The 26,653-nt window shown below is 67.4% G+C and carries 29 protein-coding genes; 8 read left to right on the plus strand and 21 right to left on the minus strand.

From position 1 onward, the window contains the following. Nucleotides 1-21: 21 nt before the first annotated feature. Entirely contained in the window at nucleotides 22-1,647 is a 1,626-nt protein-coding gene (locus FHR20_RS15970; protein ID WP_167300631.1) for an NAD(P)/FAD-dependent oxidoreductase, read from the plus strand. Here the strand turns inward: FHR20_RS15970 and FHR20_RS15975 are convergent. Continuing rightward, nucleotides 1,644-2,615 carry a DMT family transporter gene (locus FHR20_RS15975; RefSeq protein ID WP_167300632.1) on the minus strand — a complete coding sequence of 324 codons (972 nt, stop codon included), beginning with the start codon at nucleotides 2,613-2,615 and terminating at the stop codon, nucleotides 1,644-1,646. The two genes, FHR20_RS15970 and FHR20_RS15975, sit on opposite strands and share 4 nt — an antisense overlap. An 88-nt stretch (nucleotides 2,616-2,703) precedes the next feature. On the opposite strand from FHR20_RS15975, the gene FHR20_RS15980 reads away from it, so the two are divergent. After that, nucleotides 2,704-3,201 carry an Lrp/AsnC family transcriptional regulator gene (locus FHR20_RS15980; RefSeq protein ID WP_208413685.1) on the plus strand — a complete coding sequence of 166 codons (498 nt, stop codon included), beginning with the start codon at nucleotides 2,704-2,706 and terminating at the stop codon, nucleotides 3,199-3,201. 13 nt (nucleotides 3,202-3,214) lie between these two features. Here FHR20_RS15980 and FHR20_RS15985 read toward each other — a convergent pair whose 3' ends face one another. The 6 genes from FHR20_RS15985 to FHR20_RS16010 all read right to left on the minus strand — a co-directional run bounded on the left by FHR20_RS15985 (nucleotide 3,215) and on the right by FHR20_RS16010 (nucleotide 8,953). Then, nucleotides 3,215-3,523: a DUF1905 domain-containing protein gene (locus tag FHR20_RS15985; RefSeq protein ID WP_167300634.1), complete on the minus strand. Its 309-nt coding sequence runs from the start codon at nucleotides 3,521-3,523 to the stop codon at nucleotides 3,215-3,217. Between the two features lie 257 nt (nucleotides 3,524-3,780). Continuing rightward, the gene (locus tag FHR20_RS15990; RefSeq protein WP_167300635.1) at nucleotides 3,781-4,686 is read right to left on the minus strand and encodes an NAD(P)H-binding protein; all 906 of its coding nucleotides are present in this window, start codon (nucleotides 4,684-4,686) and stop codon (nucleotides 3,781-3,783) included. Continuing rightward, nucleotides 4,683-5,789, minus strand: a complete 1,107-nt coding sequence (gene proB / locus FHR20_RS15995) for a glutamate 5-kinase (RefSeq protein ID WP_167300636.1) — start codon at nucleotides 5,787-5,789, stop codon at nucleotides 4,683-4,685. Before proB ends, FHR20_RS15990 begins: the two co-directional genes overlap by 4 nt. A gap of 67 nt (nucleotides 5,790-5,856) precedes the next feature. Continuing rightward, nucleotides 5,857-6,954: an LPS export ABC transporter permease LptG gene (gene lptG / locus FHR20_RS16000; protein ID WP_167300637.1), complete on the minus strand. Its 1,098-nt coding sequence runs from the start codon at nucleotides 6,952-6,954 to the stop codon at nucleotides 5,857-5,859. Next, nucleotides 6,951-8,165 (minus strand): LPS export ABC transporter permease LptF, encoded by a 1,215-nt coding sequence (gene lptF, locus FHR20_RS16005; protein ID WP_208413686.1) that lies wholly within the window; start codon nucleotides 8,163-8,165, stop codon nucleotides 6,951-6,953. Before lptF ends, lptG begins: the two co-directional genes overlap by 4 nt. 128 nt (nucleotides 8,166-8,293) lie before the next feature. Then, a complete protein-coding gene (locus tag FHR20_RS16010; RefSeq protein WP_167300638.1) occupies nucleotides 8,294-8,953 on the minus strand; it encodes a hypothetical protein in 660 nt (219 codons plus the stop codon). A gap of 101 nt (nucleotides 8,954-9,054) precedes the next feature. Here FHR20_RS16010 and obgE point away from each other — a divergent pair, with 101 nt between their 5' ends. Then, a complete protein-coding gene (gene obgE, locus FHR20_RS16015) occupies nucleotides 9,055-10,104 on the plus strand; it encodes a GTPase ObgE (RefSeq protein WP_167300639.1) in 1,050 nt (349 codons plus the stop codon). Between the two features lie 96 nt (nucleotides 10,105-10,200). Here the strand turns inward: obgE and FHR20_RS16020 are convergent, their stop codons facing one another. Next, nucleotides 10,201-11,304: a fatty acid desaturase family protein gene (locus tag FHR20_RS16020; protein WP_167300640.1), complete on the minus strand. Its 1,104-nt coding sequence runs from the start codon at nucleotides 11,302-11,304 to the stop codon at nucleotides 10,201-10,203. Between the two features lie 149 nt (nucleotides 11,305-11,453). Here FHR20_RS16020 and FHR20_RS16025 point away from each other — a divergent pair, with 149 nt between their 5' ends. Further along, nucleotides 11,454-12,611, plus strand: coding sequence for a GNAT family N-acetyltransferase (locus FHR20_RS16025; protein ID WP_167300641.1), 1,158 nt, complete (start codon nucleotides 11,454-11,456; stop codon nucleotides 12,609-12,611). Between the two features lie 135 nt (nucleotides 12,612-12,746). Here FHR20_RS16025 and FHR20_RS16030 read toward each other — a convergent pair whose 3' ends face one another. From FHR20_RS16030 to FHR20_RS16050, 5 genes are all read right to left on the minus strand, one after another. Continuing rightward, entirely contained in the window at nucleotides 12,747-13,025 is a 279-nt protein-coding gene (locus tag FHR20_RS16030; protein WP_167300642.1) for a hypothetical protein, read from the minus strand. A gap of 95 nt (nucleotides 13,026-13,120) precedes the next feature. Then, a complete protein-coding gene (locus FHR20_RS16035; RefSeq protein WP_167300643.1) occupies nucleotides 13,121-13,393 on the minus strand; it encodes a hypothetical protein in 273 nt (90 codons plus the stop codon). 223 nt (nucleotides 13,394-13,616) lie between these two features. Then, the gene (gene xth, locus FHR20_RS16040) at nucleotides 13,617-14,393 is read right to left on the minus strand and encodes an exodeoxyribonuclease III (RefSeq protein ID WP_279589443.1); all 777 of its coding nucleotides are present in this window, start codon (nucleotides 14,391-14,393) and stop codon (nucleotides 13,617-13,619) included. A 14-nt stretch (nucleotides 14,394-14,407) separates the two neighbouring features. After that, nucleotides 14,408-14,749 (minus strand): iron-sulfur cluster insertion protein ErpA, encoded by a 342-nt coding sequence (gene erpA / locus FHR20_RS16045; RefSeq protein WP_167300644.1) that lies wholly within the window; start codon nucleotides 14,747-14,749, stop codon nucleotides 14,408-14,410. Nucleotides 14,750-14,788: 39 nt separating this feature from the next. Continuing rightward, on the minus strand, nucleotides 14,789-15,193 hold the full coding sequence (locus FHR20_RS16050) for a VOC family protein (protein ID WP_167300645.1): 405 nt from the start codon (nucleotides 15,191-15,193) through the stop codon (nucleotides 14,789-14,791). Between the two features lie 127 nt (nucleotides 15,194-15,320). Here FHR20_RS16050 and FHR20_RS16055 point away from each other — a divergent pair, with 127 nt between their 5' ends. Continuing rightward, nucleotides 15,321-16,610 (plus strand): hypothetical protein, encoded by a 1,290-nt coding sequence (locus FHR20_RS16055; protein ID WP_167300646.1) that lies wholly within the window; start codon nucleotides 15,321-15,323, stop codon nucleotides 16,608-16,610. An 82-nt stretch (nucleotides 16,611-16,692) separates the two neighbouring features. Here the strand turns inward: FHR20_RS16055 and FHR20_RS16060 are convergent, their stop codons facing one another. The 5 genes from FHR20_RS16060 to FHR20_RS16080 all read right to left on the minus strand — a co-directional run bounded on the left by FHR20_RS16060 (nucleotide 16,693) and on the right by FHR20_RS16080 (nucleotide 22,315). After that, nucleotides 16,693-17,883 (minus strand): M23 family metallopeptidase, encoded by a 1,191-nt coding sequence (locus tag FHR20_RS16060; RefSeq protein WP_167300647.1) that lies wholly within the window; start codon nucleotides 17,881-17,883, stop codon nucleotides 16,693-16,695. A 123-nt stretch (nucleotides 17,884-18,006) separates the two neighbouring features. Next, nucleotides 18,007-18,807 (minus strand): ferritin-like domain-containing protein, encoded by an 801-nt coding sequence (locus FHR20_RS16065; protein ID WP_167300648.1) that lies wholly within the window; start codon nucleotides 18,805-18,807, stop codon nucleotides 18,007-18,009. 1 nt (nucleotide 18,808) lies between these two features. After that, the gene (locus tag FHR20_RS16070) at nucleotides 18,809-19,144 is read right to left on the minus strand and encodes an energy transducer TonB family protein (RefSeq protein WP_167300649.1); all 336 of its coding nucleotides are present in this window, start codon (nucleotides 19,142-19,144) and stop codon (nucleotides 18,809-18,811) included. Continuing rightward, nucleotides 19,144-19,617: a peroxiredoxin gene (locus FHR20_RS16075; RefSeq protein WP_167300650.1), complete on the minus strand. Its 474-nt coding sequence runs from the start codon at nucleotides 19,615-19,617 to the stop codon at nucleotides 19,144-19,146. Before FHR20_RS16075 ends, FHR20_RS16070 begins: the two co-directional genes overlap by 1 nt. 10 nt (nucleotides 19,618-19,627) lie before the next feature. Next, nucleotides 19,628-22,315: a bifunctional [glutamine synthetase] adenylyltransferase/[glutamine synthetase]-adenylyl-L-tyrosine phosphorylase gene (locus FHR20_RS16080; RefSeq protein ID WP_167300651.1), complete on the minus strand. Its 2,688-nt coding sequence runs from the start codon at nucleotides 22,313-22,315 to the stop codon at nucleotides 19,628-19,630. A gap of 74 nt (nucleotides 22,316-22,389) precedes the next feature. Here FHR20_RS16080 and FHR20_RS16085 point away from each other — a divergent pair, with 74 nt between their 5' ends. Next, entirely contained in the window at nucleotides 22,390-22,563 is a 174-nt protein-coding gene (locus FHR20_RS16085) for a hypothetical protein (RefSeq protein WP_167300652.1), read from the plus strand. Between the two features lie 74 nt (nucleotides 22,564-22,637). On the opposite strand, the gene FHR20_RS16090 is transcribed toward FHR20_RS16085, so the two are convergent. The 3 genes from FHR20_RS16090 to FHR20_RS16100 all read right to left on the minus strand — a co-directional run bounded on the left by FHR20_RS16090 (nucleotide 22,638) and on the right by FHR20_RS16100 (nucleotide 24,399). Beyond that, a complete protein-coding gene (locus FHR20_RS16090) occupies nucleotides 22,638-23,297 on the minus strand; it encodes a sigma-70 family RNA polymerase sigma factor (protein ID WP_086130388.1) in 660 nt (219 codons plus the stop codon). A gap of 95 nt (nucleotides 23,298-23,392) precedes the next feature. Further along, complete coding sequence (locus tag FHR20_RS16095; RefSeq protein ID WP_167300653.1) at nucleotides 23,393-23,530, minus strand: hypothetical protein; 138 nt, start codon at nucleotides 23,528-23,530, stop codon at nucleotides 23,393-23,395. A 71-nt stretch (nucleotides 23,531-23,601) separates the two neighbouring features. Further along, the gene (locus FHR20_RS16100) at nucleotides 23,602-24,399 is read right to left on the minus strand and encodes a response regulator (protein ID WP_167300654.1); all 798 of its coding nucleotides are present in this window, start codon (nucleotides 24,397-24,399) and stop codon (nucleotides 23,602-23,604) included. A gap of 283 nt (nucleotides 24,400-24,682) precedes the next feature. Here FHR20_RS16100 and FHR20_RS16105 point away from each other — a divergent pair, with 283 nt between their 5' ends. Next, nucleotides 24,683-24,850, plus strand: coding sequence for a NepR family anti-sigma factor (locus FHR20_RS16105; RefSeq protein WP_275915807.1), 168 nt, complete (start codon nucleotides 24,683-24,685; stop codon nucleotides 24,848-24,850). Nucleotides 24,851-24,860: 10 nt separating this feature from the next. Beyond that, nucleotides 24,861-26,435 (plus strand): sensor histidine kinase, encoded by a 1,575-nt coding sequence (locus tag FHR20_RS16110; RefSeq protein ID WP_167300655.1) that lies wholly within the window; start codon nucleotides 24,861-24,863, stop codon nucleotides 26,433-26,435. Nucleotides 26,436-26,653 lie beyond the last annotated feature (218 nt).

Consider the following 26,653-nt stretch of genomic DNA (forward strand, 5'->3'; position numbering starts at 1 on the left):
AGTTGGCGCTAGAGGCGCGCGATGCTTCGTCTCTCCGGACTCCATCTGCCGCTCGACCACACGCCGGAGGCCCTGCCCGAGGCGATCGCGAAACGGCTGGGCATCGCACCCGCCGAACTGAAGAGCCATTCGGTCTATCGCCGCGGCAACGACGCGCGCCGGCGCAACGCGATCCAGCTGGTCTATACCGTCGATGTCGCGCTGGCCGACGAGGCGGCGGTGCTGGCGCGCTTCCCGGGCGACAAGGACCTGCGTCCCACGCCGGACATGGCGTACCATTTCCCGGTGACGGCGCCCGCCGGCTGGAACGGCCTCCGCCCGGTGGTGATCGGCGCAGGGCCGTGCGGCCTGTTCGCCGGACTGATCCTGGCCCAGATGGGCTTCCGACCGATCATCCTCGACCGGGGCAAGGTGGTGCGCCAGCGCACCAAGGACACCTGGGGCCTGTGGCGCCGCGCCGAGCTGAACCCCGACAGCAACGTGCAGTTCGGCGAAGGCGGCGCCGGGACCTTCTCCGACGGCAAGCTCTATTGCCGCGTGAAGGACCCGCGCTTCCTGGGCCGCAAGGTGCTGGAGGAGTTCGTGAAAGCCGGCGCACCCGACGACATCCTGTGGGAAGCGCACCCGCATATCGGCACCTTCCGCCTCGTCACCATGGTGGAGAGCATGCGGGCGACGATCGAGGCGCTCGGCGGCGAATATCGCTGGGAGACCCGAGTCGATGATATCGAACTGGAGCGCACTCCCGACGGCAACCAGCGGGTGCGCGGGCTGCACCTGGGGGACGGCAGCTTTCTCGAAGCCGACCATGTCGTGCTCGCGGTGGGGCACAGCGCCAGGCCGACCTTCGAGATGCTCCACCGGCGCGGCGTGCATATCGAGGCCAAGCCCTTTGCGATCGGCGTGCGGATCGAGCATCCGCAGAGCTGGATCGACCGCGCGCGCTTCGGCAGATGCGCCGGGCATCCGGACCTGGGCGCCGCGGCATACAGCCTGGTCCACCATTGTTCGAACGGACGCAGCGTCTACAGCTTCTGCATGTGCCCGGGCGGGCGGGTGGTGGCGGCGACCAGCGAGGAAGGCCGGGTCGTCACCAACGGGATGAGCCAATATTCGCGGGCGGAGTTCAATGCCAATTCGGGGCTCGTCGTGGCGATCGATCCCGCGCGCGACTATCCGGGCGGGCCGCTGGCCGGGATCGCACTGCAGCGGCACTGGGAGGACCTGGCCTATGTCGCCGGGGGCTCCAACTATCACGCGCCGGGGCAGCGGGTGGGCGACCTGCTCGCCGGCCGGGCTTCCATGGCGCTGGGCGAAGTCATCCCCTCGTACAAGCCCGGGGTGAAAATGACCGACCTGTCCGAATGCCTTCCCGGCTTCGTGATCGAGGCGTTCCGCGAGGCGCTGCCGGTGTTCGGCCGCCAGATCGCCAATTACGACCATCCCGATGCCGTGATGACGGGCGTGGAGACCCGCACCTCCTCGCCGGTGCGGATCACCCGCGGCAAGGATCATCAGAGCCTGAACGTGGCGCGCCTGTTCCCGGCGGGCGAAGGGGCCGGCTATGCGGGCGGCATTCTCTCGGCGGCGATCGACGGGATCAAGAGCGCCGAGGCGGTGGCGCGGAGCATGATGGGGACGGCCTAGGGCCGGAGCCCGGTCGAGGCCTTGATTTCCTTCGCCATCCCCGGCCGCCGATGCGCCGCCACACAGCTCACCACGCTCGCCACCACCAGTACGAAGGCCAGTGCCTCCGCCACGGTGGGGCCGCGATGCTCCCAGGCAAAGGCGTAGAGCAGGGCGAACAGCGTCTCGAAAGTGATCATCTGCCCGGCAAGGGTGAGCGGCAGCAGCCGGCTCATCTTGTTCCACAGCGCATTGCCGACGATCGAGGCGAAGATCGCCACCCCGGCCGACACGGCGACAAACAGCGCCCACTCCCCTGCCCCATGGCCCCGCGTGCCGAGCAGCAGCGCCAGCGGGATCAGCAACAGGCTCTGGGCGCCGGTGGCGATGCCGATGAGCAGGCTCCAGTCGTGCGACGAGACGGTCCTCACCCGCGCGAGCATATGGTTGTTGCCCACCGCAAACGCACCCCAGGAGGCAAGCGCGCCGAGCGCGCAGAGCAGGCCGGCGAGCTGCGCGGCGACCGGGCGGGCGGAAGGCAGGAACAGCGCCTGCCATCCGATGCAGGCCGTACCCGCCCCGCAAAGCAGCAACGACGGGGCTAGGCGGGCGAGCGGCACGGCCCCTTCGGCGCGGCTGCCGACGATGGTCACCACGACGGGGAGGAAGCCGATCACGAGTGCGGTGATCGCGGCGCCGCCGAGCTGCACGGCACTGGCGAGGAGGACATAGTAGAGCGTGTTGCCGGCGAGCCCGAGCCAGAACAGTGCCCGCCATTCCGCTCCCCCAATGCTTGCAGAGACCGTGCGCCAGCGCGGGGTGATCAGGGCGGCGGAGATCAGGCCATAGGCGAGGTAGCGGCCGATGGTCAGCTCGAGCGGACCGAAGGCGCGGGCCAGTTCGGGCGCGAGGAACACCAGGCCCCAAAGCGCACCGGCAGCCGCTCCGCACAATACGCCCAGCATCGTCGATCCGCGTTCGCCCGGCATGGAAATTCCCTTCGCAGCGGGAAATATCATCACCGGAATGGGCTGTGCGCTCTTGATTGACCGGCCGAATGCAACAAAAACTCGCCGAATGGCCAATGGACAGGGCAAATCCGCACGGATTCTCGACAGCTTCGACCGGGCGATCCTGCGAATCGTGCAGGCGGACAACAAGCTGCCGCAGCGGCAGATCGCCGCGGCGGTGAACCTCTCGGCGGCGGCGGTACAGCGGCGGATCGCGGCGATGGAGGCGGCGGGCGTGATCGCGCGCAACGTGGCGATCGTCGATCCCGATGCGGTACCGCTTACCATCACTTCCATCGTCGAAGTGCAGCTGGTCGACGAGCGCATGCCGACGGTGGAACGGGCGCGCCGCCTGTTCCTCGACACGCCCGAGGTGCAGCAATGCTATTACGTCACCGGCGGCGTGAGCTTCACGCTGGTGATCGTCACGTCGGACATGCGCGCCTATTCGGCGTTGACCCGGCGGCTGTTCGCCGAGAACGAATGCATCGCCAGCTATCGCTCGCTGATCGCGCTCGACCGCGTGAAGGCAGACACCGCGATCGTCATCCCGCCCCTGCCCTGACCGGGGGAAACGCTCAGACTTCCAGCCGGACCGTCACCTCGTCGCCCGCCGAAAGCCCGGCACGGCGGCGGATGTCGGCCTTTACCGGGAGGAGATAGCCCCCCGATTCCCTGTCGGGGAATAGCGACGTCTTCCAGTGCGTGCCGCCGATGCTGGCAGTGACGCGGATCGATCCGAAGCGGCTGGCGCGGCCGAGCGCGGCGAACCGGATCTCGGCGGCGACCGGGCCCTTCACCGGGAGGAAATACCAGCCCGCGGCCGAGGGGTCGGCCGGGCGCCAGGCGAACAGCCGGTCGGTGGTCTCGAACGTCTCGCCGTCCATCGGCACGTATCCCCTTCAGACCGGTATCCCTGTTTCGTCATCCTTGCCGGAAGGGGATAGGTGCCCCGTCCACCCGGCGCGCCCTAGGGCGGATCGACATTTGGGCGCGACGAGAGCCGGACCGCCCTTCTCGCTCCCCGGCGAAGGCCGGGGCCCAGTTGCGACATCGTTCGAGGGGTTCGCATATCTCGATAGCACCCCGACGCTGGGCCCCGGCCTTCGCCGGGGAGCGCCAGTCTCGTAAATGTCGATCGGCCCTAGAGCAGGCCCTGCTGGCGATACCAGGCCGCCGTGGCCGCGAGGCCTGCCGGTGTTTCCACCTGCGGCGTCCAGAGGTTCGCCGGCGGGCGCCGGGCGGCATCCACCACCCAGTCCTCATGACAGAAATAGGCCACGCGATCGGGCGTGAGCTTCGCCTTGCCACCCCGCACCAGCCGATCGAGATGCGCCCCCGCCATCAGCAGCGTGCGCGGCAGGGCGAAGGACGCGACCCGCTTGCCGAGCGCGGTGCCGATCGCGGCGGCGAATTGCTGGTGGCTCCAGCCGGTCTCGGTGCCGTCATCGGCGTCGAGGATCTGGTTGCACCCGTCGGTGGTGGCGAGCGCCAGCAGGAGCCGGCCGAGGTCGCCGACCTCGATCAGCGAGATGCGGCCGCCGCGCGGCATCAGCGCAAGGCCCTTCTTCGCCAGCCGGAACAGCTCGAGCATCTCGAGGTCGCCCGGACCATAGATGGCCGGGGGGCGGACGATGCTCCAGTCGAGGCCCGAAGCCATGACGAGCGCATCCCCCTCCGCCTTGGACCAGCCATAGGCCGATAGCCCGGGCTCGCGCGCGGCGAGCGAGGAAACATGGACGAAACGGTGGACGCCCTGCGCCCGCGCCGCTTCCAGCATGCCCCGCGTGCCGTCGATATTGCCCGCCGCGAAGCCGGCGCGGTCGGGCGCGTTGACGACGCCCGCGACATGGATGACGGCGCCCGCCCCCTCGCACAGCTCGGCGAGCGCGGCGGTATCCGACAAGTCGCCCCGCACCCAGGCGATATGTTCCCGTTCTGCCTGGGGACGGCGCGTGAGGGCGCGGACCTGGTAGCCGGCTTCGAGCGCGAGGGCGATCAGGCGGGTGCCGACGAAGCCGGTGCCGCCGGTAAGGGCGATGGTGGTCACAGCAGCGCCATATGGCTCCGGTGCACCAGTGTCGAGCGCGGGGCATAGCCGAGCAGCTCGGCCTGCGCCTCGTTGCGGTGGCCGAGGATGCGGGCGGCGTCCTCGCTGGGATATTCGGCCAGGCCGCGGGCGAGCGCCTTGCCGTCCGGCCCGGCGATCACGACCAGGTCGCCCCGGGCGAAATCGCCCTCGATCCGAGTGGCGCCGGCGGCAAGCAGGCTGCGGCCCTGCCCCAATGCCCTGGCCGCACCGGCATCGACATGGATGGTGCCGGACGCGGTGATGCCGCCGGCCAGCCACGCCTTGCGCGCGGGGGCCGTCCTCTCCGCCACGAACAGCGTGTGCCTCGCCTCCGCGCCGAGCGGGTGCTCGATCCGGCCGGATGCTATCGCCAGATGCGCGCCGGCGGCATTGGCGATGCGCGCCGCCGCGATCTTCGAGATCATGCCGCCCGATCCCATGCCGGAGGCGGACCCCCGGTCGGCCATGCCCTCCACCGTGCCGTCGATCCGCTCGACGCGGGGAATGTGCACCGCGCCGGGCAGCACGGGGTTGCGGTCGTAGAGCCCGTCGACATCGGAGAGCAGCACCACGCCGCCCGCCCCCGCGGCTTGCGCCACGCGGGCGGCGAGCCTGTCATTGTCGCCGAACCGAATCTCCTCGGTGGCGACGCTGTCATTCTCGTTCAGCACGGGAACGACACCGAACCCGAGCAGGCGATCGAGCGTGGCGGCGGCGTTGAGATAGCGGCGGCGGTCCTCGAGATCGCCCAGCGTGACCAGCATCTGCGCCGCGACGAGCCCATTGGCGGCAAGCACATCGGCCCAGACGCGGCTCAGCTCGATCTGGCCGGTGGCTGCCGCGGCCTGGGCATCCTCCAGGCTGGCGCGACCGCCCTTGGCAAGCCTGAGGCGCCGCGCGCCGAGCGCGATCGCACCGGAAGAGACCACCGCGACCTGTTGCCCGGCGCGGGCCCGGGCGGCGATGTCGCCGGCGATGCCTTCCAGCCAGGCACGGCGCACGCCGCCGTCCGGATCGACCAGCAGGGCCGAGCCGATCTTGACGACGATGCGCGGGAAGGAGGCGGGCGGGAAGAGCGACATGGCCGCCGCTATATGGCCCCCCGCTCCGCCTAGCCAGACAGGAACGCTTGGGCGCTCCGTTGCGCGCCTATTCCTCGGTCCTGAGCAGCACCGCCTCGCCGATCATCAGGAACAGCAGGAACGGCGCCCAGGCGGCGAGGAACGGCGGATAGGCGCCGAGATTGCCCATCGCGAGCGCGAAATTGTCGGCGACGAAATAGAGGAAACCGAGCGCCATGCCGATCACCGCGCGGACGAACAGCTTGCCCGAACGCGCAATGCCGAAAGCCGAGACCGCACCCAGCAACGGCATCAGGATCGCCGAAAGCGGCCCTGCCAGCTTGTGCCACAGCGCGCCTTCGAGCGCCTCGGTCTGGCGGCCCGCCACCTTCAAGTCGCCGATCGCCTGGTAGAGCGCGCCGAACGCCATGGAATCGGCATCGACATGGGCGAGCGTGAACTGGTCCGGCCGGACATTGCGGCCGATCACGATGCTGCCGACCTTGGCCTTCTGGCCGGTAGCGACGATGAAGCGCTCGGCATTGTCGACGCGCCAGCCATCGCCGGCGCGCACCGCGTGCGGCGCGGTGAGGATGCTGACCAGCGAACGGTTCTGCCGCTCATAGACGGTGACGCCATAAAGCTGCGCCGCATCGCCGCGCCCGCGGACCTGCTGCACCTGGATCAGGTTGTTGTCGCCCTTCACCCACACATTGGCGCGATCGCCGCGATCGATGGGCAGCGGAGCATAGGACACTTTCTTCCACTGCTCGAGCGTCGCGGTGGCTCGCGACACGATGCGATCGTTGAAGGTGAAGGAGATCGCCGCCACGGCGATCCCGGTGAGCAGCAGCGGCGCGAGCACCTGATGCGCCGACAGGCCGGAGGCCTTCATCGCGATCACTTCGCTGTTCTGGTTGAGCTGGGACAATGTCAGGATCGAACCGAGCAGCACCGAATAGGGCAGGAAGGTCGAGGCGATCTGCGGCACGCGCAGGCTGACATAGCGCCAGATCTCGGCATCGCCGTTGCCGGCATATGCCAGGATCGCGCCGCTTTCCGTCAGCAGGTCGAGCGACTGGAGGATGAGCACCAGCGCACCGAGAATGGCGAAGGTGCGCGTCAGGAACATGCGCGCCATGTAGAGCGACATGGTCCGCGACGGGAAGAAATTGGCCCAGGTCATGCCGCAGCTTCTTCCTCTCGGCGGAGCCGGCGGCGACGGCCCGGCAGGCGGCGCGTGATCGCCTTGATCATCTTGGAGAAGGCCTTTTCGAGCCCGCCGATCGGCTGCCCCCCGGGCACATAGGCGATCTGATAGTACATCCAGATCACCAGCCCCGCGAACAGCATGAACGGCCCCCAGAGCGCGATCAGCGGATCGACCCGGCCGAGCTCGCCGATCGACTGCCCATATTCGTTGACCTTGTGATAGGTCACGATCATCACGATCGACAGGAACACGCCCAGCGCCGAGGTGGATCGCTTGGGCGGCACGCCCAGCGCCACGGCGAGGAACGGCAGCAGGAACATCGACGCGACTTCCGCCAGGCGGAAGTGGAAGGCCGAACGGCTGCCCTCGCGATCCTCGTCGCTCGCCTGCGGATTGCGGCCGATCACGGCGAGCTCCGGCAGGGTCCGTTCGATATTCTTGCCGCCGCGGTTCCGGAACTGCTCATATTTGGGCAGCGGGATCGGCAGGTTGTGGGTGGTGAAGGTCAGCACTCGCGGCTCGGGCGAGTTCCTGTCGTGATGGACGAGCGTGCCGTTCTGCAGGCGGAAGATGATCACGTCCGGATCGTCCGAGCGCAGGAACTGGCCGCTCTGCGCCGTGACCGCCACCGGGGTGCCGTCCTTGGTCATCATCTGGACGAAGATGCCCGAAAGCCTGCGGCCCTCGTCCTTGCTCTCCTCGATGCGCATCGTCATCTTCGCGCCGAAGCTGGTGAACTCGCCCACCTTGATCGAAGCGCCCAGCGCGCCCGAGCGCAGCTCGAAGCGCAACTGCTCGTAATTGTAGCGCGACCAGGGCTGGATGAAGCCGACGATGGCGAGGTTCAGCGCCGCCAGCGCGATCGCGAACATGAAGGGCACCTTGAGCAGGCGCGTGTAGCTCATCCCCACCGCGCGCAGCACGTCGAGCTCGGACGAAGTGGCGAGGCGGCGAAAGGCCAGCAGGCAGCCCAGCATCAGCCCGATCGGGATGCCGAGCCCCAGATATTCGGGAAGCAGATTGGCGAGCATGCGCCAGACGACGCTGACCGGCCCGCCCTCGGTCGCGACGAACTCGAACAGGCGCAGCATGCGGTCGAGCACCAGCAGCATCGCCGATATGAGCAATGTCGAGATCAGGGGCACCGCGATCAGCCGCGCCATGTACCGATCGATCGAGTTCATCTGCGCGCGACGGTTGCCTTGGTTTCTTCTCGCCGGCGCATCCCGGCGCCGCCTCAATGAACCAAGAGCCTATACTCCCGGTTCCGGGCAGCGCCAGCAGGAAAGTTGCGCGCCGGGAAAGTTGCGCGTCAGTAATGCGAGCCGGGATTCCGCGGGGTCACCTCGGCGCCCTTGGGATCGAGCCGGCCCTTGTCCGGATCGACCATCGGCTTCGCCGCGGCCGCCTGCGCCTCGTGCTGGCGCATCTGCTCGCCCTCGCGCTGCGCTTCCGCATAGCCCGGGCGCGCGCGCATCTGGCGGTCGAGGTCGAGGAACCGCTCCGCCGCGCTGGCCACCTTGCCGGTCTCGACCTGCACGATGAGCTCGTCGAGGATGCGCGCCATCGCCTCGCGCATCTTCGGGTTATAGTCGGCGATCGCGGCCCTGCCCTTGAAATCGGCATTGAACGACAGCCTGGTCTTGCGGCCGTCGTCGAGCGGCGCGAACTGCAGCTTCATGTGCAGGAACTCCGTCCCGCCATGGCTCACGCGATAGTCGATCTCCTTCGAATCGACGCTGGTGACCTTGGGCCAGCTCAACCCCTCGCCGGGGCTCACGTCCGGCCCGTCGCCTTGCGGGCCATGACCGGTCCAGCCGTGCTTCGCGCCGTTGAGCGCCAGGTCGAAGCCACGCCAGGTATCGTGCGGAGTCGCGTTCACCGTCCGCACGATGTCCGCGTTCCGATAGGTCGACATCGCATAATAGCCGCCGCCCAGCAGCGCACACCCGATCAACGCCTCGCGAATCATTGCTTGTGCCCCTTGTTCCCCCGGGGCGATTTTCCCGCCTTGCCGTAAATAGTCCGTCACCATGGGGTGACGGATTTGCGACACTCGCCTATGGGGCGGCGATGCATTTCCTCGACCAGGCAAAGATCTTCGTCCGCTCCGGTTCGGGCGGCCCGGGCGCCGTGAGCTTCCGGCGCGAGAAGTTCATCGAATATGGCGGCCCCGATGGCGGCAATGGCGGCAAGGGCGGCGACATCATCTTCGAAGCCGTTGCCGGTCTGAACACGCTCATCGACTTCCGCTACACCCAGCATTTCCGGGCGCCGCGCGGCCAGGGGGGCTCCGGCTCGAACCGCACCGGCGCAGGCGGCGAGGATCTGGTGATCAAGGTGCCGATCGGCACCCAGATACTCGCCGACGACGAGGAGCGCACGCTGCTGCTCGACCTGACCGAAAAGGGCCGGCGCGTCGTCTTCCTGCGCGGTGGCGACGGCGGGCGCGGCAATGCCAGCTACAAGACCTCGACCAACCGCGCGCCGCGCCAGCACGGCACCGGCTGGCCGAACGAGGAGGCCTGGGTGTGGCTGCGCCTGAAGCTCCTTGCCGATGCGGGCCTGGTCGGGCTGCCCAATGCCGGCAAGTCGACCTTCATCAACCAGGTGACCAATGCCCAGGCCAAGGTGGGCGCCTATGCCTTCACCACCACGCGCCCGCAGCTGGGCGTGGTGCGGCACAAGGAGCGCGAGTTCGTCGTCGCCGACATACCCGGCCTGATCGAAGGTGCGGCGGAAGGCGCCGGCATCGGCGACCGCTTCCTGGGCCATATCGAGCGCTGCCGCGTGCTGCTCCACCTGATCGACGCCAATGATCCCGACGTGGCGGAGAGCTATCGCGTGGTCCGCGGCGAGCTGGAGGCCTATGGCGCCGGACTCGTCGAAAAGCCCGTGGTGGTCGCGCTCAACAAGATCGATACGCTGGACGACGAGCTGATCGCCGCGCTCTCCGCCGAACTGGAAGAAGCGAGCGGCGGGCCGGTGATCCCGATCTCGGGCGCGAGCGGCGTCGGCGTCGACTGGGTGCTCGACAAGCTGCTCGAGGAAATCGGCACCGACCATGGCAAGGTGGCGGACGACGACGAAGGCGAGGAAGCCATCGAATGGTCGCCGATCTGAGGGACTAGTCGGGAGAGCTTCGGGTTCGGGAGGCGGACAAACGAAAAGGCCGGGCATCGCTGCCCGGCCTTTCTCGTCTTCAGCCCGTCCGCCGGTTCAGCGGGCGCCCATGGTGCTGGCGGCAAGGCGGTGCATCAGCCCGCGCAGCGTGGGGTAATTGGCCTTGTGATAGGCCGAGGCTTCCTCGAGCGCATCCGACAGGCGGCGATGCGCCTCGTTCAAAGCATGATAGGGCAAGCTCGGCAGCAAGTGATGCAGTGCGTGGTAGCGCAGGCCGATCGGCGCCCAGAGATAGGCGAAGAAGCCCGGCGTCGGCACGTTGACGCTGTCCAGATACTGGGCCGTCACGGTGAGCGGCTCGCCGTCATTCTCCCACAGGTGCGCCACCAGCGTGCGGACCTGGTTGATCACCGCCACGCCCGCGATCACCGCGAGATAGATGCCGAAGTCGCGCAGCGGGATCACGCCGGTCGCGACCAGGGCGAGCAGCGCGATCGAGAAGACGCTGGCGCCCAGCTCCTGCCAGAACCACTGGCTCCGGAGCTCGCCCTCGGGCGCGCGGCGCTCGAAGGCCGGGTTGATCTTGAGGCCCGAATATTTGGCGACGACGACCCGGCGCAGCTTCGGAAGCACCGCCGAGAGCGGCGCGAGCACGGCGAAGCGGACCAGCATCGCGACCGGCATCAGCACCGCGGCGAGCAGGAACACCGGCAGCGTCCACGGCTTCATCAGCGCGAGCGGCAGATATTCGGGATCCTCGACCGTGCCGTAGCGGGTGCGGGCATGGTGAAGGTTGTGCACGCCTTCATAGGTGAAGCTGGGCACCAGGATCGGAATGCCGACCAGCAGGTTCCAGCCGAGCCGGAAATTGGGGAGCAGCGCGTGCTTCACATGCGTCAGCTCGTGGATGAACAGGCTGGCGCGATAGAGCGCGAGCACCGCCACCGCGCCGGCAAGCACCGCCAGCAGCGCCGACGGGGCGAGAATGGTCGCGGCAAGCGCGGCATAGCCGATGCCCGCGGAAAGCAGCATGTCGGTCCAGTAGATGCGCGGATTGGGCGCATGCAGGTCGCGCGTGAGCTCGGCCGCGGCGCGCAGCATCGCGCGATCGTCGGGCACGCCGGAAAGCTTGATACGCGCACTGGCCGGCGTCGCCGCCGGCGCATCATCGTGAACCTTGAGGGCAAGCGATTTCGTCATGATGTCCGCCATTGGCCTCAGATAGTGGCTTTATGGTGGCATTCCAGCGGTTAGGTGCCGCCCTGCCCGCCGCAATTGCCGCGCTTGACACTGGCTCCGCGGCGAAGGACTGCATTGCGCTGGATCAAACCAACAGAAGGGCTTTTCCCTTGCCCAGCGGCCCCCTCAGCATCCGTCCCGTTTCGTCCAAGCGCGACATCAAGCAGTTCATCGAGATCGCCTATCGCCTGAACGGCGACGACCCGAACTGGGTGGCGCCGCTGCGCGACGAAGTGGCCGGGACGATCAACCCGAAGAAGAATGGCTGGTTCAGCCATGCCGAAGCACAGCTGTTCCTTGCCGAGCGCGACGGCGAGCCGGTGGGCCGCATCTCCGCGCATATCGACTTCCTGGCCCTCGATATGCCGCCCGAAAAGGGATTCGGCCCCGGTACCGGCTTCTGGGGCATGTTCGAGGCCGAGGACCAGAATGCCGCCAAGGCGCTGATCAACGCGGCCGAGGACTGGTTGCGCGGCAAGGGCATGACGCGTGCGTTCGGCCCGGTGAGCCTGTCGATCTGGGAGGAGCCGGGCCTGCTGGTGAAGGGCCACGACCATTCCCCCACGGTGCTGATGGGCCACCACCCGGCGAAATATCAGGGCTGGATCGAGGCGGCCGGCTACAAGGAAGCCAAGAAGCTGCTCACCTACGAACTCGACGTGAGCAAGCAGTTCCCGCCGCTGATCAACCGCATCGTCGAGAATGGCGAGAAGAACCCCAAGATCCGCATCCGCAAGGTCGACAAGTCAAAGTTCGACCGGGAGGCCGCAATCATCATGGCGATCCTCAACGATGCATGGTCGGACAATTGGGGCTTCATTCCGCTCACCCAGCCCGAGATCGACGATGTCGGCAAGAAGCTGAAGCCGCTGGTATTCGAGGACCTGATCCTGATCGCGGAGCTCGAGGGCGAGCCGGTAGCATTCATGGTCACCCTGCCCGATCTCAACGAGCAGCTGAAGCCGCTCAAGGGCTCGCTCCTCCCCTTCGGCTGGGCCAAGCTGCTGCTGTGGCTGCGCAAGCCCAAGGCGCGGACGATGCGCGTGCCGCTGATGGGCGTGGTGAAGCGGCTCCAGGCGTCGCGCATGGCGAGCCAGTTGGCCTTCATGATGATCGAATATATCCGCCGCGCGGCAGTGGCCAATTATGGCGCGACCCGCGGCGAGATCGGCTGGGTGCTCGATGACAACCAGGGCATGAACGCGATCGCCGACGCGATCGATTCCTGGGTGAACCGCGAATACGCGATCTACCAGAAGCCGCTCTGAGCGCCGCCGCGGACGGCAAGCCGGCCCGCCCCCGAGGGATCGCGGAGCGAGCCGGCGCCGGCCGGAACCGGCTGGAGGAAGTCGCGCCACGGCGGCACGTTGCACTTAATCCGCCGCGGGCGCCCTCCGGGGGCCTCAACGTCGCTTCATCGCCTCGATCGGATCGACGCCGAGGTCGAGCCACTCGCTGCGCGTGCGGCAATCGCGCCTCAGGATCCGCGAGCTGGTCGTTTCGGTGTTCATGCAATATTTGCGGGTGTCGGCCTTGGCGGCCTGTGCCGGCGATTGCTCCTGTTCCTGCTTCGCCTTGGCGGGATCGTTTCCGGCAGCGGCAGCAGGGGAGACGGCGCCAGCCGCGAAGGTGGCGCCCGCCAGCAGGACAGCGGCGGCGGAAAGGATGGACTTGCGGGTCATGGCTGGATTCCTCGATGATTGGGGGCTCGCCGGCGAAGGGCGCTGCGCGGTCGACGCGCCGGCCCGTTCGCCGCGAAGGGCGCGGAACGATCCGCTCAGTTCTTCTGGACTTCCTTGACCGGATCGACGCCGGTGCGGGCGATCCACTCGGCACGCGTATGGCATTCGCGCTTGGGCATCAGCGTGCCGGTCGACGTCCCCTGGACGCAGTAGCGCTTCTGCGCTGCCTTGTCCGACTGGTCGTCGGTCTTCTTGGCCTCCTTGGCCGGATCATTGGCGCGGGCGAGCGCCGGCGATACGGCGCCGGCAACCAGCGTGACGGTGGCGGCAATCGCCAGGAAGGCGGACTGGATGGGCTTGCTGTTCATATCCTCAACTCCTTTACCTGCAGACATGACAGGCGCTCCTTCCCGCCTGTGCCTCATGCTTCGCAATCGGCGTGCCAAGTTTCAGAGTTAAGCAATTTCAATGGTTTAGCCGTTCATGACAGCGTGATGACGTGCCATAACACAGCAATACACACCAGATTTTGGGATTTGTCCGGGATGCGCGTCCGGAAGCGGACACCGCCCTTGTCCGGAAACGGTCAGTCTAGCGGAGGCTGACCCAGGTGGGCGCGTGATCGCTGGCCTTCTCGCGGCCGCGATATTCCTTGTCGACGCCGGCCCCCAGGAACCGATCGGCGGCAATCGGGCTCAGCAGCAGATGGTCGATGCGGAAGCCCGCGTCGCGCTGCCAGGCCCCCGCCTGATAGTCCCAGAAGGTCCAGATGCCGCCGCCGGGAAAGCGGGTACGCAGCGAATCGGTCCAGCCCTGTGCCAGCAGCGCGCGATAGCGCTCGCGACTCTCGGGCTGCATGAGCGCGTCGGTCGCCATGGCGCGAACCGAGAAGGTGTCGTCGTCATTGGGGATGACGTTGTAGTCGCCGGCCAGCACCACCGCCCGCTCCTCCGCGAGCAACGCCTGCGCACGATCGGCGAGGCGCTCCATCCATTTCAGCTTATAGTCGAATTTGGGGCCAGGCTGCGGATTGCCGTTGGGCAGGTAGATGGACGCGACGACCAGGTCGTCGCCGATCTCGGCCTCGATATAGCGGCTATGCGCATCCTCCGGATCGCCCGCCAGTCCACGCTGGCGCTCGACGGGCTGCCGGCCCCTGGCCAGTATCGCGACGCCGTTGAATCCCTTCTGACCGTGCCAGACGGCGCCATAGCCCGCCGCTTCGATCTCCCTGACCGGCAACGTCTCGTCGGCGCCCTTCAGCTCCTGGAGGCAGACGACATCCGGCTGCTGCTCGGCAAGATACTCGAGCAGGCGCTCCATGCGCGCCTTGATGCCATTGACATTGTAGGTGACGATCTTGGGCAAAGGGGGCCTTCCGCTCAGACCGAGAAGCTGGTGCCGCAGCCGCAGCCTGAAGCCGCGTTGGGATTCTGCACGGTGAAGTGTGCGCCGCCGAGATTGTCGACGAAATCGACATTCGCGCCCCGCACCAGATCGAGGCTGATCGAATCGACGACCAGCCGGACGCCGTCCAGCTCGGCGACTTCGTCGCCGTCCTCCACCCTATCCGCGAAACCGAATTTATACTGGAAGCCAGAACAGCCCCCGCCCTCCACCGACAAGCGCAGGATCGCAGGCTTGCCCTGCTTGGCCGCGATCGCAGCGACGCGCGCAGCGGCGGATGGAGTCAGGCCGATCTCGGGCTGAAGGAGCGCTACCATGGCACCGAGATAGGGAGGCGGCGCACGCGAGGCAATGCATCAGCGCGCCCCGCTTCCCGCTGCGCGTTCTTCCCAGGCAAAGTCGTAGAATATCCGGAGGCGGTTTCCATCCGGATCGCGCGCGAAGAATTCGTAGAGCTTGTAGGGCTTCGCCGCGGGGGGCGCATCGATGGCAGCACCCGCCGCTGCCCATTCGGCATGGAGCGCGTCGATCTCGGCACGGTTTGCGAGATTGAGCCAAAGCACGACCGGCGGCCGATTGCCGAGAGGATCGCGATAGGCGGCGCTACTCAGGAACGCCCGAGTCGCCCCGCGCGAGACGCCGGCAAGGCCGAGCTCCCTATCCGACCAGTCGACCGCGAGGCCCAGCCGGTCGCGGTAATAGGCGAGCGCGGCGGGCAGATCGGAGACGGGAATCTCGGGGCAGAATGCGGGAAGGTCCATTTTCGTTTCGCCTTCGTCTCGGTTGCCGCGGCATGCGCGACGAATGTGCCGGCCAGCCCGCGCGCAAGGGCGTAGATCGAACTGGCTGCATTCTGCAGCATGACCCCGTTCGCCAGAGGAGCAATATATGATCGTTCGCGCGTTCGACTTCTATACCGGTGCACAACAGGCGGCATGCCTTGCCGGTACCGGCACCGGCCCCGCCGATGATGTCTCCGTCCCGCTGCAGGCAGCCATCGATCATGCCAAGACCCTGACCACGCCCCATTTCATCCTCGATCCCGGCAGGCATTTCACGGGCGACAACACGATCGTGTTCGACCTGCCCGACGGCGCGACCCTGACTTGGCTGGGAAGAATCGCCTCCACCGCCACCGCCAAGCCGGCGGTCGTCATTGGCAGCGAGGCCGGGAACCGGTCCAACCTGTCCGTAAGCGGTGTAAAGATCTATCGCGACACCCCCTCGCCCGATACCTCGGGAGCGCCGGGATCGGGCGGCGGGAGCACCGGGGTGCGGCTGGTGAATCTGGTGCATTCCAACCTTCAGGTCACCAGCGTCCTCGGCTTCAGCATCGGCCTGCACTGCATCGGCATGGGGCACGGATTCGCCTATAACGTCGTGACGTTCGAATCCCTCGCGGACAACCGGACCAACCACCGCCTCAGCCAATCCGGCGGCGGCTATTGCAATGAAAACAACTTCATCTGCGGCGCCTATAATCACAATTCCCAATATCCGGCGGTCTCGACGACCAACCTGCTTGTCGACAACGGCGAAACCGAAGCCTTTGCCTTGAACAACAACGTCTTCCTCAAGCCTTCCTTCGAGGACAATGCGAGCCCGGCCGGCGGAGTCGTCGCCGCAACGATCAACGGCGAAAGCAACATGCTGATCCAGCCGCGCGTGGAGAATCCCGGAGGACAGGCGACCTATCAGATCCAGTTCACGGCGAATTCGCGGGACTGCTGGATCCTCGGCGCGGGCTTCGGCCTGGGCCAGGCCAATATCTCCGACCTGGGCGGGCGCAATTGCTACACCACCGCCGAAGGCCAGGTGCTGACGCGCTCGACGGCGCCGGACCCGAGCAAGTCGGTACTCACGCTGCGCAGCACCAATTCGAGCGCCGCGCGCGCGCTGAAGATCGTCGACGCGACCGGCGGCGAGGCCGGCTATATCGATTGTTCGGGCCATATCCACATGGCCGTCTATTTCGATGCTTCGGGGAACCAGCTCCTCTCGACGCGTCGGCACGGTTGGGGCGCGCCCTCCGGCCCCTTCCAGCGCGGGGCATTCGCGCCCTATGTCAGTTCCGGCAACCCAACGCTGGCCGAAGTCGTCACCCAGCTGGAGAAGACCTCCCAGACCCTGGCCGCCCTGATCCAGGACGGTGTGGCGCAGGGATGGATCGGCGCCTGACGCCCAGGAAGGAAAGGGGCCAAAAAAGAAAGGGGCCGCCTTCGCGGGCGGCCCTCTCCTCTCCTGACTCTGGAACGCGCTGTTACTTGTTCGTCGCCGGGCCGCCGACGCCGCCGGCCACGCGGTCCTGCACCGAAGCGAGATACTCGCCGGTCTGCAGGAACGGGATCGGGTTCACGGCCTTGCCATCGACGCGCACCTCATAATGGAGGTGGCTGCCGGTCGAGCGGCCGGTCGAGCCCATCAGGCCGATCAGCTGGCCGCGCTTCACGCGGGTATTGTCGGCGACGAGGATCTTCGAGAGATGGCCGTAGCGGGTCTCGATGCCGCGGCCATGGTTGATCTGGACGAGATTGCCATAGCCGCCCTGCCGGCCGGCATGGCTGATGACGCCGTCGGCCGTCGCATAGATCGGCGTGCCGAGCGCGCCGGGAATGTCGACGCCGGCATGCATCGCGGCGGTGCCGCGGAACGGATCCGAACGGACCCCGAAATTCGAAGTGAAGGTGAGCTTGTCGACCGGCTGCATCGACGGGATCGAGATCACCGTCTGCTCGAGCATGTCGAGCTTCTTCCAGGTGACGAACAGCGCGCGGAACTGGGCATCGGCGGCTTCGGCCGAAGCGTCGCTGCCGCTCGCATTGTCGTTGTCGACCGGCTCATAGGGGCCGCCCATCGCCGGCACCTTCACATAGCGCTCGGGCGAAAGGCCGAGGCGGCGAAGCTCGCTCGCGGTCTGCTGGTAACGGGCTTCACCGGCGGCGCGCGCCTTGCCGGCCAGCGCGATCTGGCGCGCTTCCACGCGCTTGAGCGGCGCAAGGACTTCATTGGCGACGGCGCTGGTGCGCTGCGAAGCGCCCGGCAGCGGCTGTTCGATCACCTTGCGATCGCCCTTGCCGGTGAGCGTCGCGCTGATCAGCGCCTGGTGCTGCTCGACGCGCGCGGCCTGGAGGCGCGCGGCCTCCTTGGCGGCGGTGACGTCGGCCTGCATCTTCTCGACCTGCTCGCGCATCCGGGCGACCTGCGCTTCCGGCGAAGCGGGCGTACCGGTCACGCCGCTGATCGCGATCGCGCCCACGGCGGCCTGGGCCACGCCATAGGCGGAGAACAGCACGGTGACGGTGGCGACGCCGGCGAGCAGCGCCTGGGTGCGGCCCGCGATGCTGAAACGCTTCAGGTCGCGGCCGTCATGGAAAATAAAATCGCGGGTAGTGAAAAAAGCACGGAACCGCTGAGCCGCGGTAGTGGTTTTGATGTTCGACGCCTTGGCCATGATTCCCCGGCAAGTTTCATGGAAGCAAGCACCGAAACGCGACCCGGTTGCCGTACTTCAATTGTCACCACGTCGCAGGAAGCAGCCCCTCCGCCTCTGGACGGTGGCTTGTGGCCCGAGGAATCAGTCCACGGCAAGAGGTTGGTAATAATCGCGGGACAAACCGGCTGAGTCGCGCGCCGAGTCGTTGAACGGAGGCTTAAGCAAGCCGCCGAAATGGCGCGTCACCAACGCCTGCCAGGTTGTTTCGGGCGCGAAACCCTTTTCGCGGCACGCTGATTCGAACCACCGGGTCCCAGCGCGAACGTGCCGCACCTCGTCGTTCAGAATACGTGTGAGGATGCGCGCCGTAACTGCATCATCTGCCGCCAGAAATCGCTCGATCGTTGCCGGCGTCACGTCGAGCCCGCGCGCCTCCAGCACCATCGGCACCACCGCCAGCCGGGCGAGCGGATCATGCGCGGTCTCGGCCGCCGCGTCCCACAATCCGTCATGCGCGGGCATCGCGCCATAATGGCTGCCGAGGTTTCGTAGCCGCCGGTCGAGCAGGGCGAAATGCATCGCTTCGTCAGCGCCGACCTGCATCCAGTCATCCGTGAAACCGCGCGGAAACCGCTCGCCGAAGCGCCCCGCGGCGTCGAAGGCCAGATCGATCGCGGCGAATTCGATATGGGCAAGCGCATGGATCAGCGCGATGCGCCCGCGTTCGGAGCCGCCCTTGCCGCGCTTGGGCATGCGGTTGGGCGGGAGCAGCTCCGGCTTGTCGGGGCGTGCGGGGCGATCGGGCATCGCCACGTCGAATGCGAAGGCCAGCCGTCCCAGCCGCCAGTCCCGCGCGGCGGCGCGGGCGGCCTTTACCTTGTCGGCCGGCGCCGCGGCGGCAAGCACCGCGCGGCAGGCCTGGGCAATGGTGCGCCGGGTCATGTCAGATGCGGCCGGCACCGGGTGCGCAACTCTGAGGGATCTGGGGCGCCGGGACATCACCGAACTGCACCGGCATCGGGAACCAACGGTTGCGTACGCCTTCCTCTCCCGGTTGCGCGGCGGGCCATCTGAGTTCGCGTACCCAGGCGAGAACCGCCCTGTCACGCGCCGCATCGCCCTTCGAATCGAGCAAGAAGGCGTCCACCCTGCCCTCGGCATCGACCTTCACGCAGACCAATGCGGCCGTGTTCAACAGTACGCGCGGTATTGGCGGCAACTCCTGCGCCTGCACGGCCGCAGGCGCCAACGCCGCGATCGAGGCGAGCAGCCGACGCATCACCGCGCCTGCATTTCCTTGATCGATTCGAGCACGTCCACCGCATGGCCGGGCACGCGCACCCGGCGCCAGGCGCGGAACAACTTGCCCTGGTCGTCGAACAGGAAGGTCGAGCGATCGATGCCCATGTAGCGCTTGCCGTAGAGCTGCTTCTCCACCCATACGCCGAACGCTTCCATCGCCTTGCCCTCGGTATCGGTCGCGAGCGGCACGGTGAGGTCGTATTTGTTGATGAACTTCTGGTGCTTGATCGGCGGATCCTTGGAAACGCCCAGCACCTCGGCGCCCAGTGCCGCGAACTCGGGCAGCAGCGCCGAGAAGTCCTGCGCCTCGCGCGTACAGCCCGAAGTATCGTCCTTCGGATAGAAATAGAGGACGAAGGGCTTCCCCACCTTGTCCGCGAGCGCGATCGCCTCGCCTTCGGTCCCGTCGAGATCGACCGCGGGGATCTTGTCGCCTTCCTCGATAGCCATCTTCTTCTCCTCAGGCCGGGCCGCGCACCGACGCCCAGCAATCGCGGACCTCCTGCCGGGTCCGGTCGAGCTGCGCAACCACCTCGTCCCAGCCCTCGAGCCCGAGTGCGCGGGCGATCAGCGCCTGGGTGGCGCAACCCGGCGGCTGCGCATCGGGCGCGACGAGCCGCATGGTGACCAGCAGCCGCGTGAGGAAATCATGCGCGGGACGCATGCCAGGGGGCAACAGCCCCTGCCCCGCCAGCGCGTCGATCGCCAGCCCCAGCCGCGGCTCGAAGCCGGCATGGCGGACGAGCTGCGTCACATGCACCGCGAACTCCAGGTCGACCAGCCCGCCATCGAGCAGCTTGGCGTCGAGCGGCCCCTTTGGCGGCTTGTGCGCCGCCATGTCGGCACGCATCCTGACGGCCTCGGCCCGAATGTCGCGATCCGGCCGCTCCCCCCGGAGCACCGCATCGATGATCGCCTGGACCCGGGCCCGCGCGGAGGGCGAGCCGAAGACCGGGCGGGCGCGGGTGAGCGCCATGTGCTCCCAGGTCCAGGCATCCTGACGCTGATATTTCTCGAAACCGTCGAGCGACACGACCAGCGGGCCCTGCGCGCCCGACGGGCGCAGCCGGGTGTCGACTTCGTAGAGCGGCCCGGCGGGCGTCGGCACCGAGAGCGCCGCAGTGACGCGCTGGCCGAGCCGGTTGTAATAGGTCACCGCGCCGAGCGGCTTGGCGCCGTCGCTTTCCGCCGCATAATCGCCCGTGAAGAGATAGACCAGGTCGAGGTCCGAGGCATGGGTGAGCGCCTGCCCGCCCATCCGGCCGAGTGCGAGGATCACCAGTTCGCTGTCGGGCACCGCGCCATGGTTGCGCGAGAATTCGGCCACCGTCGCGGTGGCCAATGTCTCGATCGCCGCCTCGGCGACGCGGGCATAGCCCGTGGAGACCTCCAGCGGATCGCCTGCCCCCGCGACGATCTGCGCGCCCAGCGCGAAACGCTTCTCGTTGACGAAGCGCCGGACGAACTCGAGCTGGAACTGATAGTCGGAGCCCGGCTCCCAGCGGCGCATGCCGGCGGCGAGCGTCTCGATATCGGGAACCGGCGCCAGCGCAGTCGCGTCGATGAGCCCGTCGAGCAGTTCGGCGCGCCGCCCCAGCTGCTCGGCAAGGGTGGGCGCCAGCGCGAGGATCGCGCCGAGCAGCTGGGCAAGGCCCGGCTGGGCTTCGAGCAGGCGGAAGAAGTTGATCGCGCTGGGCAGGCGCGAGAGCATCGCATCGAAGCGGGTGATCGCATGCACCGTGTCGGGCGCGCGGGAAAAAGCGTCGATCAGGCCGGGCAGCACCGATTCCAGCGCTTCCCGGGCAGCGGGGGTGCGCAGCGCCGGATAGGTGCCGGCACGCCAGCCCTGGACGATCCGCGCCGCGCCGTCCGGCCGCTCGAACCCGGCCGCGCCGAGCTTCGCCTCGAGCGGCGCGCTCTCGCTCGGCAGCCGCTGCTCCTCCTCGCCCGCCAGGCTGTCATAGACCGCGCCGACACGGATGACGTGCGGCCTGAGCAGATCGGTGAGCGCGGCGCCGTCCGCCAGCCCGTGAAGCCGGGCGACATTGTCGAGCGAGTCCGGGTTTTCGGGCAGCTGGTGGGTCTGGCGATCGTCGACCATCTGCAGCCGGTGCTCGATCGTGCGCAGCGCGATATAGGCCCGCGTGAGGTCCTGGGCCTCGTCGACCCCGATCCGCCCCGCCTCGGCCAGCGCGGCAAGCGCGTCACGGGTAGCGGGCGCGCGCAGCGACGGTTCGCGGCCGCCATGGATGAGCTGGTGGATCTGGGCGAAGAACTCGACCTCGCGGATGCCGCCCCGGCCCCGCTTCAGGTCGTAGCCCGGGCCGAACGCCTGGGCCTGCGAATAATGATCGCGGATACGGCGGCTGATGTCGCGGATCTCGCGGATCGTGCCATAGTCGAGCGCGCGACGCCAAACGAAGGGACGGATCGCGTCGAGGAAATAGGCGCCAAGCGCACGGTCGCCGGCACAGGCCCGCGCGCGGATGAAGGCGGCGCGCTCCCAGGGCAGCGCCTGGCTCTCGTAATAGGAGATCGCCGCCTCGACCGGCAACGCGATCGGCGTCACTTCGGGCGAGGGGCGCAGGCGCAGGTCGACGCGCAACACATAGCCGTCGCCGTCGCGGGCCTGGAGCAGCTCGACCACGCGGCGGCCGATCCGCACCGCCGCTTCCTGCACGTCCTCGCGCGGGCGACAGGGCAATGTCTCCGGATCGAAGAGCAGGATGGGATCGATATCCGACGAATAGTTCAACTCGCGGCTGCCCTGCTTGCCGAGCGCGATCGCGGCGAATCCGCGCGGATCGGCATCCGGGGTCCGTTCGAGGATCGCCGTGCGGATGGCACGATCCAGCGCCTCGTCGGCGAAATCGGTGAGCAGATGCGTGACGCGGGTGAGGTCGAACCGGCCCGATAGATCGCCCAGGGCCACGAGGAGCGCGAGCCGGCGGCGCTCGATGCGCAGCCGCGCCCCTTCGCTCATTTCGCCCGTGACCGCCCGCGCCGCCGCATGGGGATCCGCAAGGGCGGCTTCGAGATCCGCGACCAGGGCCGCTTCGCGCGTGAGCAGGTTGTCGAGGAAGGGCGCGTGCGCATGCGCCCGCGCGACGGCGTCGGCAAGATCGGCGGGAAGAGGCGTTTCAGTCACGGAATCAGCCACCTGCGAAACGGTGCATTGCAAAAAGTCAAGCAACAAAACGAGAATTGAATTGTTCTAGCAACATGAACCAGACGACTTCAGCCTCGGCCAACGAAGCCCGGCAGCCCGCATATCGGGTCGAGGCGCCGCGCGCCAGCGACGCGATCGGCCTGGCGCTGCGCGACGCCTATGCCCGCGACGCGGGGCTGCCGGACGACATGGCGGCGATGCTCCGCCAGCTCAACCGGCCGCGCTGAACCTTGCATATCGAATATTGAGAAGGCCGCGCTCCCCCCGGGGAACGCGGCCTGAATTTTGCGCGGTGTCCGGCTTACTTGGCCGAGAGGTCGCCGCGATCGCGGCTGAGGTCGTCCACTTCGCCCATGATCGTGTCGAGCGCCGTCTTGCCCTCGGCAGTGCCCGGCTCGAGGCGCCGCGAAGGCAGCTGGCCTTCGCTGAGCAGATGTTCGAGCGCAACGCGCCCGCGCGCGACGCGGCTCTTGATGGTACCGACGGCAACCTGGCAGATCTCGGCCGCCTCTTCATAGGCGAAGCCGCCGGCCCCGACGAGGATCAACGCCTCGCGCTGCGGCTGGGGAAGATGGAGCAGCGCGCGCTGCATGTCCGAAAGCTCGACATGCCGGTCCTGGCTCGCCGGCGCGGCGAGCAGCCGGTCGGCGACCAGATCGTCCCACTCGCCCTTGAAGCGCGCGCGGCGCATCTGGCTGAGATAGAGATTGCGCAGGATGATGAAGGTCCAGGCGCGCATGTTGGTGCCCGCCTGGAAGCGCTTGCGCGCGGCCCAGGCCTTGAGCAGCGTCTCCTGCACCAGATCGTCGGCGAGATCGCGGCTGCCGGAAAGCGAACGGCCAAAGGCGCGCAGATGCGGGATGACCATCGCGAGCTGTTTCTTGAACTCGGGGTCGGAGAGCGAGACATGCTCCTGCGGCGCCTCGGTTCCCTTGTCCTCGGGCTGTTCGGACTGACTCATTCGATCCCGCTTTTTTGCGTGGGCCGCGTGGAAGCGGCCTGTTCCAGAGATAGGCTTGGTCGCCGCGATTGCCAGCATATTCATGCCGTGCGCGGTCAGAAGAGAAGGATCACGGCGAACGCGACGATAACCAGCACCAGGCCATAGCCCAGTACGTAGCGCGTCATGTGCGGCGTAGCGCCGGCGCGGGCCTGCTCGGTGTCGAGATGGATGGATTCATCATTCTCAGCCATGCCATCTACAACCCGCGAAAACCGTTTTGGGTCCGTATCATGTGGAACCCGCGCCGGATTTTTCGCGAGGATCAGGCGGGCACGGTCGCCTGATCGAAGAACAGCGCCTGGCTGATCGTCGTCTTCACGGTTTCCCGCTGGAACGGCTTGGTGATCAGGAAGGTCGGCTCGGGCCGCTCGCCGGTGAGCAGCCGCTCGGGGAAGGCAGTGATGAAGATCACCGGCACCGAGAATTCGGCGAGGATGTCCTTCACCGCATCGATGCCCGAGCTGTCGTCGGCAAGCTGGATGTCGGCGAGGACCAGCCCGGGCCGGTCCTCCATCGCCAGCGCCACCGCTTCGTCGCGCGTGACGGCAACGCCAGTCACCTCATGGCCAAGATCGCGCACGATCTGCTCCAGGTCCATCGCGATCAGCGGTTCGTCCTCGATGATCATCACCCGGGTGCGCGTCTGGCGCTCGATCTCGGCCACGGCCTCGCCCACCAGCTTCTGCACCTGTCCCGCATCCTCTTCGATCAGATACCCGGCATCCTCGATGCTGAAGCCCTCGACGGTGGTGAGCAGCAGCGCCTGGCGCGACAGCGGCGTGAGGCGCGCAAGCCGCTTCCGGGCGATCGCCTCATTCTCGTTGGCGGCATCCGCGACCGCATCCTCTTCCTCGAGATGCGTCGACTGCCAGATCGCCTGGAAGGTGCGGTACAGGCCGAGCCGCGGATCGACTTCGCGGGGAAACTGGTCCGGCGCCGCGACGATTGCCTCGAGCGCCGCGCGCACATAGCGATCGCCTTCGGCCTGGCTGCCGGTGAGCGCGCGCGCATAGCGGCGGAGCAACGGAAGATGCGGCGCAAGTTGCTGTCCAAGCGACATGGTCGAACTATTCTCCTACGAGTGCGGAACGGATTGTTTCATCCCCGTTCCGAGCTATTGCAATCCTCATTCGTGCCACCCGAAGGAAGCCCCTCCCCGGATATTGCATCGCCTGTGGAACAAACGAGGCGCTATTTGGTTTCATGGCAGATGCTGCGTAGTGTTGCCGCTCAGCCGCCGGCCCCATGCGACCGGTGGCTTTCGTTCAATTCCGGAAGTTGCATCCGGAACAGGTCGCTTTTAGTCCGGGCCGTGGGTAACGCTACGGCGCAGGGGGGAATTGGTGCGTTCCGCGGATGAGAAAATGAAAAAACCGCCCAAATCCGATGGCGGAAAGGAAACCGGTCGCCCCGGTCGCAATGTCGGCGTCGCGCTGCGTCAGGCCTATGACGAGGCCTTGGGCGAAGCCGTTCCCGACGATCTGCTCGACCTGCTGAAGAAGCTCGACTAGTCCGGAGTCCATGGACATCGCAGACGAAGAACCGCGCGCCAGGATTCGTCCGGCCGCGGCGCTGGTGCAATTGCCCACCGGCGCCAAGGTCTTCCTCTACCTGATCCTCTGCCTGTTGCCGCTGGCATTGATCGCATTGTTCACCACGCTGCAGAGCACCCGAAACGCGGATACCGAAGCGCGCGCGCGGCTGGGCGCCGCGGCCAGCGAAAGCTCGGGCGTGCTGCGCGACATCCTGGTCAACCATGTGAGCCAGCTCGCCGACGCGCTGGCCGCGCTGGAGGCCAACCCCCACGACGTTCCGGCCTGCACCCGCCTGGCGGGCACCTTCGCCACCACGGCGGGAGCGCGTTTCTCGATCGCCGACGGCGAGGGCCGCGTCATCTGCGGCCAGCGATTCCGTGCGGAGGACAGGGAGAGACTCCAGCACCGCCAGGTGCGGACCACGCTCGAGGCCGACGGCATGACGCTGCGTATCGGCGGCCGGACCGGCAGCACCGCGACGGCATTCTATTCCAAGGCCACGCTCGCCGCAGTGGCCCAGCCGAGCGGCTTCGTCCCCGAATATGGCGCGGCGCTGATACAGCGCGGCGATCGGCTGGTGCTGCGCAAGCTGGAGGGCGCGGGACCGCTCGATCGTCGCGAGACCATTCCCAGCAATCTGGGCATCGACGGACTCGAACTCGAAATGTCGATGCTGGGCACCCCGATCACCTCGCCGATGATCATCAACACCGTGGTGCTGGTGCTGATGTGGATCGCCGCGGCGGGCATCAGCTGGTTCGTCGTCGACATCCTGCTGATCCGGCCGCTCCGCCGCCTGCGTGCCAGCGTCGGCGCCTACAAGCCGGGCGAAGTCATCGACATCGAGCGCTTCGGCGACATGCCCGCCGCGGAGATTCGCGAGCTGGGCGATACCTTCCGCGATATCAGCCGCACCGTGAAGGAGCACGAGGCCGACCTGGCCGAGGGGCTGGTGCGCCAGACCAAGCTCACCCGCGAGGTCCATCACCGGGTGAAGAACAATCTTCAGGTGATCGCCAGCCTGATAAACTTCCACGCCCGCAGCGCCAGGAGCGAGGAAGCCAGCGAGGCCTATGCCTCGATCCAGCGCCGGGTGGACGCGCTCGCCGTGGTCCATCGCCATCACTATGCCGAGCTGGAAGAGAATCGCGGGCTCGACCTGCGCTCGGTCATCGGCGAGCTCGCCGCCAATATCCGGGCCACCGCGCCCGAGCGCGCCCAGGGCCTGGGCGTGACGCTCGACGTCTCGCCGGTGCTGGTGAACCAGGACGTGGCGATCGCCGTCGCGTTCCTGCTCACCGAGATCGTCGAGCTGGCGATGAACTGCAATCCGTCCGCCCAGATACGCATCTCGATCAAGCCGATCGACGACGACGAGCGCAGGGCGCTCCTCCGCGTCTCGTCGCCCGCCCTGGTCGAGAGCCCCGTGATCGAGACGCTGGTGGAGAATCGCTATGGCCGCGTGATCGGCGGCCTCGCCCGGCAGCTGCGCACCAAGCTGCACCACGATCCGCTCAGCGGCGCCTATGAGGCCGCGATCGCGATCACCGGACGCCCCTAGGGACGACTGGCCCGAGCAATAACCTGGATAAAAAAGTTCGAAAAAAATCGAAGGGCGTGGAACCCGGGCCCGCATGGACCGTTCTGCACTTCGGATAGTGACCTTTTGCCCCCCCGCTCTCGCTATCCAAGACATGGGCCCGGAAGCGTCAACCCTCCCCCCCCCGGTGACGCTTCCGGGCCTAAAAATTTCGGGCTACCTGGCACCTTTCCTAGCAT

The sequence above is a fragment of the Sphingomonas leidyi genome (assembly GCF_011761945.1).
GTDB lineage: Bacteria > Pseudomonadota > Alphaproteobacteria > Sphingomonadales > Sphingomonadaceae > Sphingomonas > Sphingomonas leidyi.